9 protein-coding genes are annotated in these 15,174 nt (G+C 38.6%); 7 read left to right on the top strand and 2 right to left on the bottom strand.

Translation table 11 applies throughout. From position 1 onward, the window contains the following. Nucleotides 1-57: 57 nt before the first annotated feature. The 6 genes from DPX34_RS16010 to DPX34_RS15980 all read left to right on the top strand — a co-directional run bounded on the left by DPX34_RS16010 (nucleotide 58) and on the right by DPX34_RS15980 (nucleotide 8,661). Nucleotides 58-1,767 carry a sodium:solute symporter family protein gene (locus tag DPX34_RS16010; protein ID WP_111979457.1) on the top strand — a complete coding sequence of 570 codons (1,710 nt, stop codon included), beginning with the start codon at nucleotides 58-60 and terminating at the stop codon, nucleotides 1,765-1,767. Continuing rightward, the gene (locus tag DPX34_RS16005; RefSeq protein WP_111979456.1) at nucleotides 1,760-3,007 is read left to right on the top strand and encodes a glycoside hydrolase family 117 protein; all 1,248 of its coding nucleotides are present in this window, start codon (nucleotides 1,760-1,762) and stop codon (nucleotides 3,005-3,007) included. Before DPX34_RS16010 ends, DPX34_RS16005 begins: the two co-directional genes overlap by 8 nt. Before the next feature lies 1 nt (nucleotide 3,008). Continuing rightward, nucleotides 3,009-5,294, top strand: a complete 2,286-nt coding sequence (locus DPX34_RS16000; protein WP_111979455.1) for an FAD-dependent oxidoreductase — start codon at nucleotides 3,009-3,011, stop codon at nucleotides 5,292-5,294. A gap of 121 nt (nucleotides 5,295-5,415) precedes the next feature. After that, nucleotides 5,416-5,994 carry an RNA polymerase sigma factor gene (locus tag DPX34_RS15995; protein WP_111979470.1) on the top strand — a complete coding sequence of 193 codons (579 nt, stop codon included), beginning with the start codon at nucleotides 5,416-5,418 and terminating at the stop codon, nucleotides 5,992-5,994. Between the two features lie 15 nt (nucleotides 5,995-6,009). Next, the gene (locus DPX34_RS15990) at nucleotides 6,010-7,608 is read left to right on the top strand and encodes a LamG-like jellyroll fold domain-containing protein (protein WP_111979454.1); all 1,599 of its coding nucleotides are present in this window, start codon (nucleotides 6,010-6,012) and stop codon (nucleotides 7,606-7,608) included. A 570-nt stretch (nucleotides 7,609-8,178) separates the two neighbouring features. Further along, nucleotides 8,179-8,661 (top strand): hypothetical protein, encoded by a 483-nt coding sequence (locus DPX34_RS15980; protein WP_111979452.1) that lies wholly within the window; start codon nucleotides 8,179-8,181, stop codon nucleotides 8,659-8,661. A 326-nt stretch (nucleotides 8,662-8,987) separates the two neighbouring features. On the opposite strand, the gene DPX34_RS21780 is transcribed toward DPX34_RS15980, so the two are convergent. Together DPX34_RS21780 and DPX34_RS22325 are read right to left on the bottom strand one after the other, a co-directional pair. Continuing rightward, the gene (locus DPX34_RS21780) at nucleotides 8,988-9,158 is read right to left on the bottom strand and encodes a hypothetical protein (RefSeq protein WP_157964758.1); all 171 of its coding nucleotides are present in this window, start codon (nucleotides 9,156-9,158) and stop codon (nucleotides 8,988-8,990) included. A 253-nt stretch (nucleotides 9,159-9,411) separates the two neighbouring features. Continuing rightward, nucleotides 9,412-10,422: a pentapeptide repeat-containing protein gene (locus tag DPX34_RS22325; RefSeq protein WP_111979451.1), complete on the bottom strand. Its 1,011-nt coding sequence runs from the start codon at nucleotides 10,420-10,422 to the stop codon at nucleotides 9,412-9,414. 434 nt (nucleotides 10,423-10,856) lie between these two features. On the opposite strand from DPX34_RS22325, the gene eruA reads away from it, so the two are divergent. Continuing rightward, nucleotides 10,857-14,891: an NACHT domain-containing antiphage protein EruA gene (gene eruA / locus DPX34_RS22075; protein WP_111979450.1), complete on the top strand. Its 4,035-nt coding sequence runs from the start codon at nucleotides 10,857-10,859 to the stop codon at nucleotides 14,889-14,891. Nucleotides 14,892-15,174 lie beyond the last annotated feature (283 nt).

Here is a 15,174-nt window from a genome sequence, read left to right as displayed (position 1 = left end):
AAGCACTTAACGTGCTTAACTTTATTTGAATAAAGAATTTAATGAAAGAAGAAGTATATGAGTAGTATCGATATTAGCGTGATCATTATATTTACCTTACTCGTTGTTGGCTGTGGTTTAAGCTTTTCGAGCTCGGGCAAAAACATGAAAACGTTTTTTTCAGCGGGCGGCGCTTTACCTTGGTGGATGAGCGGGTTGTCTTTGTTTATGAGCTTTTTTTCGGCAGGCACATTTGTGGTTTGGGGCTCAATTGCTTATAGCAATGGCTGGGTTGCCGTAACCATACAATGGACCATGTGCATAGCGGGTTTGATTATCGGCTTTTTTATTGCGCCAAGATGGCAAAAAACGCATGTATTAACCGCTGCAGAGTTTATAAAAGCGCGATTAGGGCACCGAGTTCAAAAAGTATATACCATTATCTTTTTAACGATTGCGACTTTCTCAACGGGTACGTTTTTATATCCTGTTGCCAAGATTATTGAAGTATCAACGGGGTTGCCCATTGTTAACACTATTATTGGTTTGGGGTTGTTGATCTTGTTTTACACTGCGGTAGGTGGATTGTGGGCGGTGATCGTAACCGACATATTACAGTTTGTTGTGTTAACTGCAGCGGTATTAATTGTTGTGCCTTTATCGCTTGATAAAATTGGCGGTGTCAGTAATTTTATTGCCAAAGCACCGGACAATTTTTTCTCATTAGTGAACGGTGAATATTCGTGGGGCTTTATTTTAGCCTTTGGTTTGTACAATTTATTTTTTATTGCCGGTAACTGGGCCTATATTCAACGCTTTACCAGTGTGGCAACGCCTAAAGATGCTAAAAAAGTGGGCTGGCTCTTTGGTGCCTTGTATTTAATCAGCCCATTGATTTGGATGTTACCGCCGATGATTTATCGTGCGCTAAACCCAGAGTTAACAGGCTTAGCCGACGAAGGTGCCTATTTACTGATGTGCAAAGCCGTTTTACCCATTGGTATGTTGGGTTTAATGCTTGGGGGGATGGTGTTTGCAACATCGAGTTCAATTAATACGGCTCTAAATATCACGGCGGGTGTGATCACCAATGATGTTTTTAAACATTTCAAACCGCATGCATCACAACAAACACTGGTTAAAGTGGGGCGTTTAGCCACAATTGGCTTAGGTTGCGTTACCATTGCCATTGCCTTGTTGGTGCCTTACATGGGCGGCGTGGTTGAAGTGGTTATGACCTTAGCGGCTTTAACCGGCGGCGCTTTATTTTTACCGCCTATTTGGCTGTTATTTTCACGTTTTCAAACCGGAAAAACCGTTTTAACGACTACGTTTATTTCGTTAACGATTAATGGTTTCTTTAAATTTATTGCGCCCAATTTACTTGATATTAAATTAGATCGAGCCGAAGAAATGTTAATGGGGGTCTTTATCCCCGTTATGTTATTAACGGTTTTTGAATTAATTGCACGCGTTAAAGGGCAAGAAGCCCCCTTGTATCGACACTATAAAGCGACCGAGTTGAAAAAAGCCCAAGCTGCTAAACAAGAACATCTACAAGAACAAACGTCAGAGAATACAAAAGGCACACGTGTTATCGGTTTTGGCATCACCTTAATCGGTTGTTTGATGCTGTGTCTGGCGGTTATTGCTGATCAAGGCTCCGCACAGGGGGGCATTAAAGACGTCATAATGGTCGCGTTAATGGGCGGTGTTATCACATTTATTGGCTGTTTTATTTTATATAAATTTCGCATTGTTAAATCGAGCGAGGTGACTTATGAGTAATGGTGCTTTTACTAAAATGCCGCAAGCGAGCTTTCCTTGGGATATACCCCAAACAAAACCGGAACGTCCACTTAGTCAGGCGATGGAACGTTTGTATGATCAGTATTTAACCCCAAGGCCAGAAGACAACGACTTATTTACTAGCTTTAAATATACTCAGCTGCAAGGGTTTGATTATAACGGCGGAGACGGCACCGTATCACGTCGAGATCCTTCAAAGATCATACGCGTCAATGATTTGTATTACATGTGGTATACCAAACGCCATACACCCATACCGCCAAGCGGGCCAGAAGGTTGCAGCGATACCGTACCATCAACCGATTGGGATTTAGCCGATATTTGGTATGCCACCAGTGCAGATGGTTTTAACTGGCAAGAACAAAATGTTGCGGTGAGTCGACCCCGTAAACCCGGTTTGGGTTGGCGCTCAGTTTCTACGCCCGATATTTTAGTTTGGCAAGGTCGGTATTATTTATACTATCAAGCCTTTATGGAGGCCAGTGGTTTAAAAGGTGATCACTGCCCAGTGACGATGTCGTCGGCTAACTCACCACAAGGCCCTTGGACACCTTGCGGCAAAATTGTCGTTGAAAATGGCGAAAAGGGCAGTTGGGATCAGTTTTCGATACACGATCCTTACCTGTTAGTGCGCAATGGGCAAATTCATTTGTACTACAAATCGGCTTATGGTGATCGGCCTGAGTATTTAGTTGGTAATGGTTTAGCTATTGCCGACAACCCATTAGGCCCTTTTAACAAACACCCGCTTAACCCTATTTTAAACTCAGGGCACGAGACGACCTATTTTCCGTTCAAACAAGGCGTTGCCGCTTTTGCTATTCGTAATGGTAATGAAAATAATACGATCCAATATGCAGCAGACGGCGTTAATTTTAGCATTGCCTCTGTCACTGGCTTAATGCCAATAGCCGCAGGGCCTTATGTTGCCGATGCCTTTAATAGCAATGAATATGGCGAAGGTATCACTTGGGGCATATCGCATTTTTCAGATAAAACGGATCCCAATACCAAACACAGTTTTTTAGGCCGTTTTGATTGTAATTTAGTACCAGACAGCCAAGTGAAACGTGGGATCAAACCCGACATGAAAGAGACCGATATTATTCATCACCCCGATGTTTATTTTGCGCAAAGCTTAACGGCAGAACAGCACTTAGCTCGGGCTGAAAAAGCACTAACAGAACCCAACCTAATACACAGTAGTAAGACAATTTAATATGATAAAACAAGCATTTAATAAAGAAACACGCAGCAATAAAGTGGTGACATTAACAACCGAATTTATTGTTGCTGGCGGCGGTTTAGCGGGCGTATGCGCGGCAATAGCGGCAGCAAGAGCCGGAACCCAAGTGATTTTAGTGCAAGACCGTCCGGTATTAGGCGGTAACGCTTCAAGTGAAGTGCGTATTTGGGCGTTAGGGGCAACATCGCACATGGGCAACAATAATCGTTGGTCGCGTGAAGGCGGTATTATTGACGAGGTCATGCTCGAAAACTTAAAAACCAATAAAGACGGTAACCCTTTATATTTTGATGCCATCTTGCTCGATAAAGTTGCAGCCGAAGACAATATAACCTTGCTATTAAATACGGCTGCTTATCAAGTGAATAAATCATCTGAGCGCACAATCGCCAGTATTCAAGCATTTTGCAGTCAAAATTCAACAGAATATACCCTTGCGGCTCCCTTATTTTGTGATGCAACCGGCGATGGTTTAGTTGGCTTTAATGCCGGTGCCAGTTTTCGAATAGGGGCTGAATCTCGGCATGAATTTGGTGAATTATTAGCAGCCGAACAAGAAAGTAATCAACTACTCGGGCATACCTTATTTTTTTACAGCAAAAAAGTCGATCACGTGGTTGAATATAAAGCGCCTAATTTTGCTTACACGCAAAAAGAGATTGGGGCTATCCCACGTTCAAAAAACATACAAGGCCACGATTCAGGTGTGAAATTTTGGTGGGTAGAGTATGGCGGTGTGCGTGACACGATATACGAAACCGAAGAAATTAAATGGGAATTATGGAAAATTGTTTATGGTATTTGGGATTACATTAAAAACAGCGGTCAATTTGAAGATGTTGATAATTTAACGCTAGAGTGGGTGGGCACGGTGCCGGGCAAACGTGAAAGCCGTCGTTTTAATGGCGAATACATGCTGACTCAGCAAAATGTGGTTGAGCAAACCTCGTTTTATGATGCTGTATCATTTGGCGGCTGGGCCATTGATATACACCCATCAGAAGGCATTTATAGTGATAAACCAGCCTGTTCTCAATATCATTCAAAAGGGGTTTATCAAATTCCTTATCGTTGTTTTATTAGTAAAGATATCGATAATTTATTTTTAGCAGGGCGTAACATAAGCGCAACGCACATGGCTTATGGCTCCACAAGAGTTATGATAACCTGCGCCCATGGCGGGCAAGCAGTGGGTACCGCGGCCGCACTTTGTCTAGAAAAATCGCTAACCCCCAAAGCGCTCACCGAGCATGAAAATATGCGGCAATTACAACAAAAGCTGAATGCATTTGGTCATGGTATACCTGGCGTACCGCTTGATAAATCAAGCAGTTTAGTGTCTCAAGCTACATTAAGCGCCAGCAGTGAACTCGCGTTTACAGGGTATACAACAAGCGGCCAGTTTATGTTGTTAGCCCAATCGAGTGCCCAATTATTGCCTTTCAAAAAAGGATCCGCGCCTAAGGTTAAAGTTGAGGTTAACGTGCGCCAAACAACAACCCTAATAACGCAACTTAGAGTGAGTGAAAAACCTGAAAACTATACACCTGAGTTGATTTGTAAATCGATTGAAGTGCCTTTAAATACAGGGCGACAAACCATAGAATTAGATTTTTCGGATGTGGTTTTAAATGATCAATATGGCTTTATTACGTTTATAGCAAACGAAGCTGTTGAAATTGCCATCTCAGACCAATTGATTAGCGGGACGATGGCCGTATTCAATAAAGTGCATAAAGCGGTATCCAATACGGGTAAACAAGCAGCGCCCGCTAATAGTGGAATTGATGAGTTTGAATTTTGGACGCCAGAGCGCCGACCTAAAGGCCAAAATTTGGCTATACAACTGGCGCCTGCATTAAATGCATATGGAGTTGAGCAGGTTAACAATGGTTACTTACGCCCGTGGCTTAAAACCAATGCTTGGGTCGCCAATTTAATGGACGAGCAGCCTTGCTTAACGTTAACGTGGCCGGTACCGGTTGTTATTAATCAGATCACCTTGTATTTTGATACCGATGCTGATCATGCTTTAGAAACTGTTTTGATGGAGCACCCCGAAAATAAGATGCCATACTGTGTAGTGTCTTATCGAATTAAAAGTGCTGATGGCACGATTATCGCCAATGTGGTGGGTAACTATCAAACGGTCAACACGATTAAAATACCTGAAGGGATCACAACCGATACATTACGCATTGAATTAGACCACCCTGCAGAGCAGGTTCCTGCTGCGTTGTTTGAAATTGCCGTTAATTAAAGCGCAATCAAATGGCAGTGAAAAAGCGAGTCGTAAAAACAGGTCGTAAAAGCAAGCCAAAAAGAACAGGGTTTGAAAACGCCGCAATAATAGAGGAAGAATAAGTTAATCGTGAATGTATATGCTAGATAGTACAAAGGCTCACACCATCGCCGATGCTGAAATAGTGCTTAAGGTACGCCAGGGCGATGTGCAAGCTTATGCTTTATTGGTTAAGCGTTACGAACCTTCGGTGCGTGCTTGTTTACGCGTAAGATTAGCCAATACGCACGAGGCCGAAGATTTAGCGCAAGAAGCCTTTATATTAGCTTATAACAAACTCGATGAATTTGATGAAACACGTCCGCTAGGGGCTTGGATAAGAGGCATCGCGATTAACTTACTCAAAAACCATACTCGCAAATTACGGCCGGTGGCGATAGGCAGTGATGCAGAACTTGAATTACTAATTAACCAAAATTTAGAACAACATGATGACGACCATAATGAGTCGTTATCGATTGAAGCACTGAAATCGTGTTTAACCAAGTTAGACGATAAAATGCATACGCTGATGTTAGAACATTATACACAAGGCTTTTCGGTAGCCGAACTAACCCGAAAATATAAAATACGGCATTCAGCAATGACAATGCGCATGCATCGTATTCGGCAAAAATTAAAAGATTGCATCGAATTAACGTTACGGGCAATGGGGTAGTGGGGTAATAAGGTAATGGAAAATAACCATACACTAACAGCTAAGCAAAACCAGCTTATTGCTGCTTACATGAGTGGCGAAGCGGTGAGTGCTGAATTATTAAAAGAATGCCGTGAACACCCTGAAGTTATGCAAGAATTAACGCGTTTAACCCGAACCGAACGCTTAATTGAAATGGCGCTAAAACCCGAACAAAACAGCCAATTTATTAATAACGTGATGGAGCGTATCGCGCTAGAAAAACCGAGTTCAGAATCCATTGCCAACAAGGTTATAAACGTTGTTGATCACAAAAGATCCCCTAAAAATTGGTTTTTTAAACCGCAAGCCATGGCCGCCAGTATTGTGATGTTTATGGGCTTATTTATGCTAAGCAATTTTATGTTGATCAACAGTGACATCGCGGTTATTACTAAAACAGCCGCAACGCCTTATAGCCAAAAATCGTTAAATGTGGGTAACCGCATTCGACGTGGAAAAATAAAACTAGAACAAGGGTATACAGAAATTGAGCTTAGCAATGGCGTGGTGTTAGTACTTGAAGCCCCGATTGAATTAGACATTCGGTCGGCTGATCAAGTTATTTTAACCAAAGGCAAGTTGGTTGCCCGAGTGCCAGAACAAGCCATCGGGTTTAGAATTGATACACCCAGTGCCGAAATCATTGATTTAGGTACTGAATTTGGCGTCGACGTACAAGAAAATGGCGAATCACAAGTACACGTATTAGATGGCGAAGTAAAAGCGCGAGCGAACAATTTACAAACTTATAAACACATCAAAAAAGATGAAGCACTGGCTTTTAATTTAGCTGACGAAATGTTGGTGATTAAAAGTGAATCAAGTGAATTTATGCGCGTGTTACCGGGTAAATCAGCCCAAAACCCTGATTATTTACATTGGTCGTTCGATACACAATCAGGCTCTGCCTATTTGTCGGATGGTACGGGAATAAATGGCCAGCAATATACCGCCATTGATAAAACACCAGAACATAAACCTAAAATAACGCAAAGTGCTGGTCAATTTGGCCGTTCGGTTTATTTTGACGGACAAGCTAATTGGTTACAAACATCGTTTCCGGGTATTGGGCAAGATGCACCTCGAACGGTTGCATTTTGGCTAAAAGTGCCAACTGATTTCAGTGTAGACAATGCATACGGTATTTTGAGTTGGGGCTTGCAACAAAATTACGCTGCTTGGCAGGTTTCGCCTAACCCAGAACCTGTTAATGGCCCATTAGGGCGTATTCGCATAGGCACCTATAATGCTCAAGTTGTTGGCTCAACCGATTTACGTGATGACGAATGGCATCACATTGCGATTGTATTATATGGCGGTGAGACATCAGATATTTCAACACACGTTTTATTATATGTTGATGGTTTACTTGAAAAAACACATAACAAGTCTATTGCTAAAGTGAATACGCAATTAAATCATCCACAATCTAAACCATTATCGATGGGGCGTAACCTTGGATTTAATAAGGATGCAACGCACGAAAAACAAAAATATTTTAAAGGTGGGCTAGATGAAGTGTTTATATTTGAAGCCGCATTAGAGCAACAGCAAATACAACAGCTCATGAAAAATAATAAGTTAATAGAATAAGTTGAAAACATCAGTAAAAAATAGGTTTATAAAGCCCTGAATAGCAAACAGGGTAAAAGCCCGCGTTTTAAAATGGGCTTTTGTTTTGGCTTGCGGTACTTCCATACAAAATATCCAAAAATCGGTTGGACTGAAGCATGAAGCCCAACACGTCTTGCTACCCACAACCCCTGCCATTTTAATAAGCCATGCGTGACGTTGGGCTGCGCAAGCTTAGCGCCAACCTTTTTTTTTCGAGACCCTTGATGAAATTTTGATGGATGTTCTAGTAAATTATTACTCTCAGTAAATTATGCCAGTCTTCATTGTTCCATTACTTTTTAGGAGCTAAAATTATTAATAACTACTTTTATAAAAAGTAGTTATCTTATTTATTTAATTGTTTATAGTTAACCAAGTGAAAGTATTGGAAAGGTGAGTTAAGATGAACACAGAAATATCAATTTACTAGTATTTACACATAAGTCACTTAATCGGGTCTAAAAGCAGTTGGTTACTTTCGATCCGCTCGGTATTATAGGCAATAATTTATAAACCCTTATTTTAGGTGTTTGTAATTAAGGGAGTTATATGAAGCTAAATGATAAAGTTGAGTTTTCTGTAAAAAATGGGATGAGTTTTACATTTAACGATGAAGGTAATGTCGTTGTATATAAAGCAAACTCATTATCTGGAAAGGAATCAGTGATAGTAAATGATCAAGTTGTCTCTGAATCTAAAAATTATAAGAAACATTCAACACACCAATTTGAGTACAATGAAAAAAACTATACCATTGAATTAATTGTAAATAGTCTCATAAAAGGAGATGTTACTTGCAATTTTAGCGTGGAAAATAAATTAATTACTGCTTACAAACTAAATTACATTAAAAAGAAAACAAACAATATTATTCCATTATTCGTGTTATTGCTTGTTGGTGTTTTAGGTGGTGTATTATATTCAAGCGGTTTACTTCCTAAATGGGCACTTATTGCAATCATCGCAGCAGCTGGTGTTTTTGGCGCTTTTAATAGTCAAGGTAATTGGGAATGTAGCGAACAAAGCGTATAACAACATGCCTTGTTCTACCCACAAAATCGACTATTTTAATAAGCCATGAGTGGCGTTGGGCTGCGCAAGCTTAGCGCCAACCTACGTGGGCGCTGGCGATAACGTTTTTGCGGGCCCCTTGCAAAATACCCAACACGCCTTGTTCTACCCACAAAATCGACCATTTTAATAAGCCATGAGTGGTGTTGGGCTGCGCAAGCTTAGCGCCAACCTACGTGGGAGTTGCCGTTAACGTTTTTTGCGGGGCTTCCATGTAAAACATTTAAGTAGGTTGGGCTGAAGCATGAAGCCCAACACGCCTTGTTCTACCTACAAAATCGACCATTTTAATAAGCCATGAGTGGTGTTGAGCTGCGCAAGCTTAGCATCAACATTTTTTGCGAGCCCCCGTGCAAAATATCGTTTGATAAATAAGAACCGTGTTTTATTCTTTGGGTTATTGATGAAATTTTGATGGATGTCCCAGTAAATTCATCTAATGTCCAAGTTACACTCATACTATCCTCGACACATCGCCCAAATAACGGGCTAAGTAACGCTTGCTAAAATTGTGGAGCGAAGCAGAACCGAGCAAGCGTTACGTGTCCTGTTGATTTGTTATTGATGCCACGCGCGAAAATTAACGCCCAAAACTGCGAAAAATGCGAAAACCACCTCGAACACCATATCAACATTTATTGCATATATTAATCAGAACACATCACAAATCACTCCAATACCACTAAGTCACATTTATCTTTTGTAAACACATCATGAACTTTCATGCTTGTACCCTTTTACACCATTTAAGTCTGCTTCTGTGAAGTCGGCGTATGAGAGGTTGGCATCTGTAAGGTTGGCACCTGAGAGGTCGGCGTATATGAAGTTGGTGTTTGTGAGGTTGGTGTTTGTGAGGTTGGTGTTTGTGAGGTTGGCACCTGAGAGGTCGGCGTATGTGAGGTCGGCGCGGTTGAGTTTGGCGTTTGTGAGGTTGGCGCATATGAGGTCGGCGCTGTTGAGATCGGCGCTGATCATGTTGGTGTTTGTGAGGTTGGCGCTTGTGAGGTCGGCGCTGATGAGGTTGGCGCTGATGAGGTTGGTGTTTGTGAGGTTGGCGCTTGTGAGGTCGGCGCTGATGAGGTTGGCGCTGATGAGGTTGGTGTTTGTGAGGTTGGCGCTTGTGAGGTTGGCGTGACTAAAATCTCCTCCATATAAACTATACTGCCTTAAATATGCACCCGATAAATTAACACTTCGATATGAGCTTTCCTCGTCAGGTTTCACTCTTATTTTATTTATATGTCGACATACACGACCGACTAGCGTGATTATAGGCTTCATTGGTAAACAACGGCCAATAACCGTAATAGCCACTTGAATATCTTCACGTACTTTATATCGGTCTTGGTCTTGGTCTTCAACATTCTGAGGGCGCTCGGCGTGAAGCCTTACATATGAACACAAAACATCAATAACCTGTTGATAATAGTTAGGGTTATTTAAAGCTATTTTTTCTAATGAATATATCGCGCCTAAGCGGCGCTCGATGCTAGGGTCATTGTTTTCCATCGCCCCTAATTGCTCAATACTTTTATTAAACATGTCATTAACGTGGTTGCTCTCAGTAATGGCTACTTGCTTGTCCGAAATAGTCGTTTGCTTTGATGCCAGCCAAGTGCGCCAAACGAGGAAAGGGAAACCCACCATAGCAATGAGAGCTAAAGCCACATTTCGAAGGTCTTCTGGGTTTGTAATAGTGAATGCTTTGTCCAACCAATCCATAGTTAATATTCTTTAGGGAATAAGATAAAAACCAGCATACCAACATTTGTGACATATTTTAACTCGCTTTATCATTTTCATATTACTAGGCGTCTTGAGTTTTGGTGGAGACAAACGCCTCTTCCTGTATTTTGATATAATGCCAATTCAGCTTATATTGGTTATTAATCTGAAGCACCGAAATCCATAAAAGCATCCAACACCACATCGCTATCCGCGAGTTAATTTTTCGTATGGATGTTACCAGAGTGATTTAATCAACTACGTGTATAGTTGAGGAAATACGACACGGATTGTTACAAGGCTTGTTTGTGCCTGTCCCAGTAAATTCAAAGCCACAAAATATTTTTAAATGTATAAAATACTTGTTGAGCACAATTATCTATAATAATTTATGATATTAAATATGATCAGATTTTATTGAACCATTCCACATGTCCTATGATTTCTATTTAAATAGAACGCTCCAAGCGGATAATGAAAAATTAAGCGAAAGTGAACTTTTGTCTAATCATGATTTCATTATTGTTTTGGCCGAACCAGGAGCCGGAAAAACTGCGTTGCTAGAAAGTTTGGCTAAAAAATTATCAGTGCCTTTAAACCGAGCTGTATTTTTTACAAATAGCTCACAATACCAAGACGAATCAACTATTGTTATTGATGCATTTGATGAAGTACCAAAGTTAGGAATAGAAGGTTCTAATTCACTTTTATCAAAGATTGCAAAAAGCAATGCAAAAAAAATAATAATATCTTGTAGATCTAGTGAATGGTTTACATCGTCCACTATGATTTTAGAAGGTAACGTACATCGCCAATTTAAAATAGTTAGATTAATCGAATTTTCAGAGTCAGATCAAAAACAAATTTATGATAATTATACAAAAGAAACTGACTTCTTTGAATTTAGAGAAGAGATATCCAAGTTTTCTTTAGATAAATTACTTCACAACCCACAGTTTTTAAAATTATTTGCCGATGCTTATATTGAAAGTGATAAGTCTTTCAATAATAAGGTTGAAATATACAATCTAGCGATTAAGAACTTAGCCAAAGAAATAAAGCCAACAATACCAACTAACAAAGCAATTTCTATTGAATCTAGAATCTTAATAACCTCCGAAGTTCTCACCAAAGTATTACTTTCCGGCGCTGAAGGTATATCAACCTCTGAACATGTAGAATCTAACACATACCCACTAATCGGTTCTCTATTTAAACATAAGCAGGATGCGGAAGTTAATGTATTAAATACTAGGTTTTTTAAACCAACTGAAAAGGCCGATATACATATACCTGTACATCGAATCGTTGCAGAGTATTGCGCTGCTCAATTTCTTACAAATCGATTGTCGGCCCCCCTCGACCCTTTAACACTAGAGCAGTGCTTAACAATAATTGCACCAAATAATATAGTGAGAAGGGAGTTAAGAGGGCTAATGGGGTGGATGGCGGCATTAGGTAGTGAAGCAGTTCAAATCGACTTAATTACATTAGACCCGTATTCGGTTATTTCGAATGGAGATCCAGCGCAATTATCAAAAAAATCTAAAGAATGGTTGTTATTAAAATTAAAAGAAACGGAGGGTAAAGATCCTTTTTTCCGACGATGTGATAATTGGAGAACGTTTAATATATCAGGTTTCTTTACACCTGATATATTAGAAAGCCTAAAGCCGTTAATTCTACATAGTATTGAGGGCGGTGATTTACAGTATTTGCTCTTAGAATTGATTAGCGATAGCCCTTTGGTAGGTAGAGTTTCTAAAGAATTACGCGAGTTAATGTTAGCACCGTCAGAGGGGGAAAAAATACGTTTTCAATCTATGCGGGGCTTGTTAAAAACAAGCGAATATACACCCGCTCACGACCTTCAAGCACTATGCAGAGAAAAGAGTTCAATATCGTTACATATAGCGACTGAAATAATTGAAAAATTTGGCTACAGTAGAGTTAGTTTTTTAGAGCTAACTAATTATTTTTGTGCATGCGCCAAATTGTTTAATTTGGCTGGTCACTACACCACTATATATTTTTTAAACAACTTCATAAAAACAATTAACTTAGCGCTTACAATAAAATTATTAGATGTATTAACGATGAATATTGCTTGTCTTTGTGGTAAAGACAAATATACATGTAAATGTCGCATAGGGATAAGTAAACTAGTTGGCAAATTATTAGACAATTATTTTAATATTTCTAAATATAATCACTCGCCAGAAAAAATATACAGTTGGTTAAATAAATTACATTTCCCAATATCAAGAAATATATCAAACATATACTCAGTAAAAATACTTTCTAACAATCTAGAACTACGACACGGTATTTTGACCCACATATTTGAAAATTTAACTGATAAAGAAGATATTAAAAAAGCTAAAGAAAAGCTATATTGTAGATATACTCATGCTGGATTAAGTTTTAAAAGAGAAGATTTTTATTTTATTTTAGAGCTTGCTGCGACAAATAAAAATTTGTCATTGTGGGCAAGTTTTTTAAGTGATTGCGAACCGAACCGTAATGTCTCAAATGTGAGTTCTGAATTAAAAGCTGGAAGAAAACGTTTGAGATTTTTAGCTTATCAAGATCCAGATTTATTGAAAATTTGGGCCCAGACTACTAGAAATAATAAAAAGTTAGCAAATGAATTGTATTTTAAACACGATTCAAAATCACAGCGTAGGATAAGGCGCAATAATTTAAAGAATATAAGACGCCAAGAAAGAAGCCTAAAGCATTTTCAAGATAACCTATCTTTAATTGAACAAGGTTTGGCTTTTGATTATTTAAAGATATTTGCCGAATTCAGCTTAAACCACGGTAGGGTGTTCGTGGTTGAAAATGAGTTTTTTATAAATCATGAAGAGGTTTTTAAAAAGGGACTAAGGCGCTACCTAAAAATAACAAAACATGAAAATAGTAATTTAAGTGAAATAACTCACCAAATCAACGATTCAGTCATGGTTATTTTTACCGCTTGTTTGATCATTTGGCGGGAAGATAATACGCTTAAAAACATTGATAAAAACGTCCTCTTATCAGTTAGAGTTTGCTGTGAAAATGAGTTAATCAAACTTCCTCAATTAGATAGCTCTTTATTTAAAGCAGAACTTGATGCTTTATTATTCCCTCACATTACCTCTCCTGAAGAGTTTATCCGCGGAGTACTTGAACCACAGTTATTTAATGGAAAAGACTATTACCCTAAAATAGAAATGTTTGAAAATGATTTCACTTTTTCCCCATTGCGCTCCAAATTGTCATTTGAATGGCTGTATCAAATAAAAAATTTAAATACTTATAGTTTAAATAAGCTTTTTGAAATAGCGTTGAGTTCTTGTGAAGATATAAACGAAGTGAATAAGCTGATTATAACCAGGTGTGATGATTTATTAATAGAATCAAAAAATGAAGAAGGTGATAAAGAAGTTCAAGAGTTTTGGTTTATACGTGCTTTTTATTTTTTATCTTTACAAAAATCAGCACTCTATTGGAATGAGCTAACAATAAATAAGAATTCTGTATTTTTATTTATTAATGTATCAGGAAGTTATACTTATGCAGCTCCAAAAGGTTGGCCAAATTTATCGGCAGCAAAAATCGGGGAGGTATTATTTGCTTTTTTTGAACATTGGCCAAAAGTGGCATTGCCAAGTTCATATGGAACAGGGTGTCCAAAGGAGGAAAAAGCATATAGATTGTTAACTAATATAGTTTGGTATATTAATCAAGATGCGGATTCAGTATCAGCAATAAAAGTCCTAAATCATTTAATCCAAGATAGCCGATTTTCTGACATTAGTAGCACTTTAAAAACGTTATTAGTAGAGAAAATAACCAATCAACTATCTAAAAATTTTAAACCACCATCACCACAAAAAACGGTTAAATTGTTAGATGATTGTGAGATCATTTCAGTTGCAGGCTTAAAAAATTTAATATTACAAAATCTTAAAAAATATCAAGCAGAAATTAATGGTGGTGAGTTTAATACAGCTGATCGCTTTTATAATTATAATAAAACAGATAAGAAATGGAATCATCTTAATGAGGTTGCATGTGTTGAAATAATTGCAGAGCATCTACATACTAAGCTAGCCCATCAAAACTTTACGATTGAAGTAGAAAAACAGACTAAAAATCAAAACCGAATAGATTTAACTGTAAGCAAGAAATTCGAAGGACAAAGAATTCTACTTCCGATCGAAGCCAAAGGCCAATGGCATAAAGACTTATATAGTTCAGCAAATAATCAGCTGTTTGAACGTTATTCAATACATCCTGATGCTGATTTTCAGGGTATTTATTTAATCTTTTGGTTCGGTCATCTTATCCCCATAGCTACTCGTAAAGCTAATGGAGTAAATAGTGCGGAAAAACTAAAGAATAAGATAGAGGATGAATTGCCTGAAGATATTAAAAATTTAGTTTCTGTATTTGTTTTAGATGTATCTAAAGAGTAACTATTTAAGCAAATGTAGCCTAAGATCCAGAAATAATCATCGGTGACATGCATTAATAATGTATTGATATTGCTTGATTAATCATTTTTGGCAAGCGTAAGTAACCGATGAGTTTCTTAGTTAGTATGACCAACTTGATCGTTAAAAAAGCCCGCGTTTATGAGCGGGCTTTTTGTTTTAGATTTTCGTTTTATATTTTCGTTTAGAGTATAATGAGCAATTGCAGTTTAACTCTTCATTTTAACTCTGCCTTTAACACTAATTAACTTGAACGTGGTATAAA

This window comes from Algibacillus agarilyticus, from assembly GCF_003286125.1.
GTDB classification, from domain to species: domain Bacteria; phylum Pseudomonadota; class Gammaproteobacteria; order Enterobacterales; family Alteromonadaceae; genus Algibacillus; species Algibacillus agarilyticus.
The sequence above is the reverse complement of the archived record's forward strand: the minus strand, read 5'-3'. Positions and strand labels throughout refer to the sequence as shown.

Coding starts and splice junctions, on each gene's coding strand:
- DPX34_RS16005 (WP_111979456.1), top strand. CDS start 1,760: ATGAGTAATGGTGCTTTTACTAAAATGCCGCAAGCGAGCTTTCCTTGG.
- DPX34_RS21780 (WP_157964758.1), bottom strand. CDS start 9,158: ATGAGTGTAACTTGGACATTAGATGAATTTACTGGGACATCCATCAAA.
- eruA (WP_111979450.1), top strand. CDS start 10,857: ATGTCCTATGATTTCTATTTAAATAGAACGCTCCAAGCGGATAATGAA.
- DPX34_RS15980 (WP_111979452.1), top strand. CDS start 8,179: ATGAAGCTAAATGATAAAGTTGAGTTTTCTGTAAAAAATGGGATGAGT.
- DPX34_RS16000 (WP_111979455.1), top strand. CDS start 3,009: ATGATAAAACAAGCATTTAATAAAGAAACACGCAGCAATAAAGTGGTG.
- DPX34_RS16010 (WP_111979457.1), top strand. CDS start 58: ATGAGTAGTATCGATATTAGCGTGATCATTATATTTACCTTACTCGTT.
- DPX34_RS15990 (WP_111979454.1), top strand. CDS start 6,010: ATGGAAAATAACCATACACTAACAGCTAAGCAAAACCAGCTTATTGCT.
- DPX34_RS22325 (WP_111979451.1), bottom strand. CDS start 10,422: ATGGATTGGTTGGACAAAGCATTCACTATTACAAACCCAGAAGACCTT.
- DPX34_RS15995 (WP_111979470.1), top strand. CDS start 5,416: ATGCTAGATAGTACAAAGGCTCACACCATCGCCGATGCTGAAATAGTG.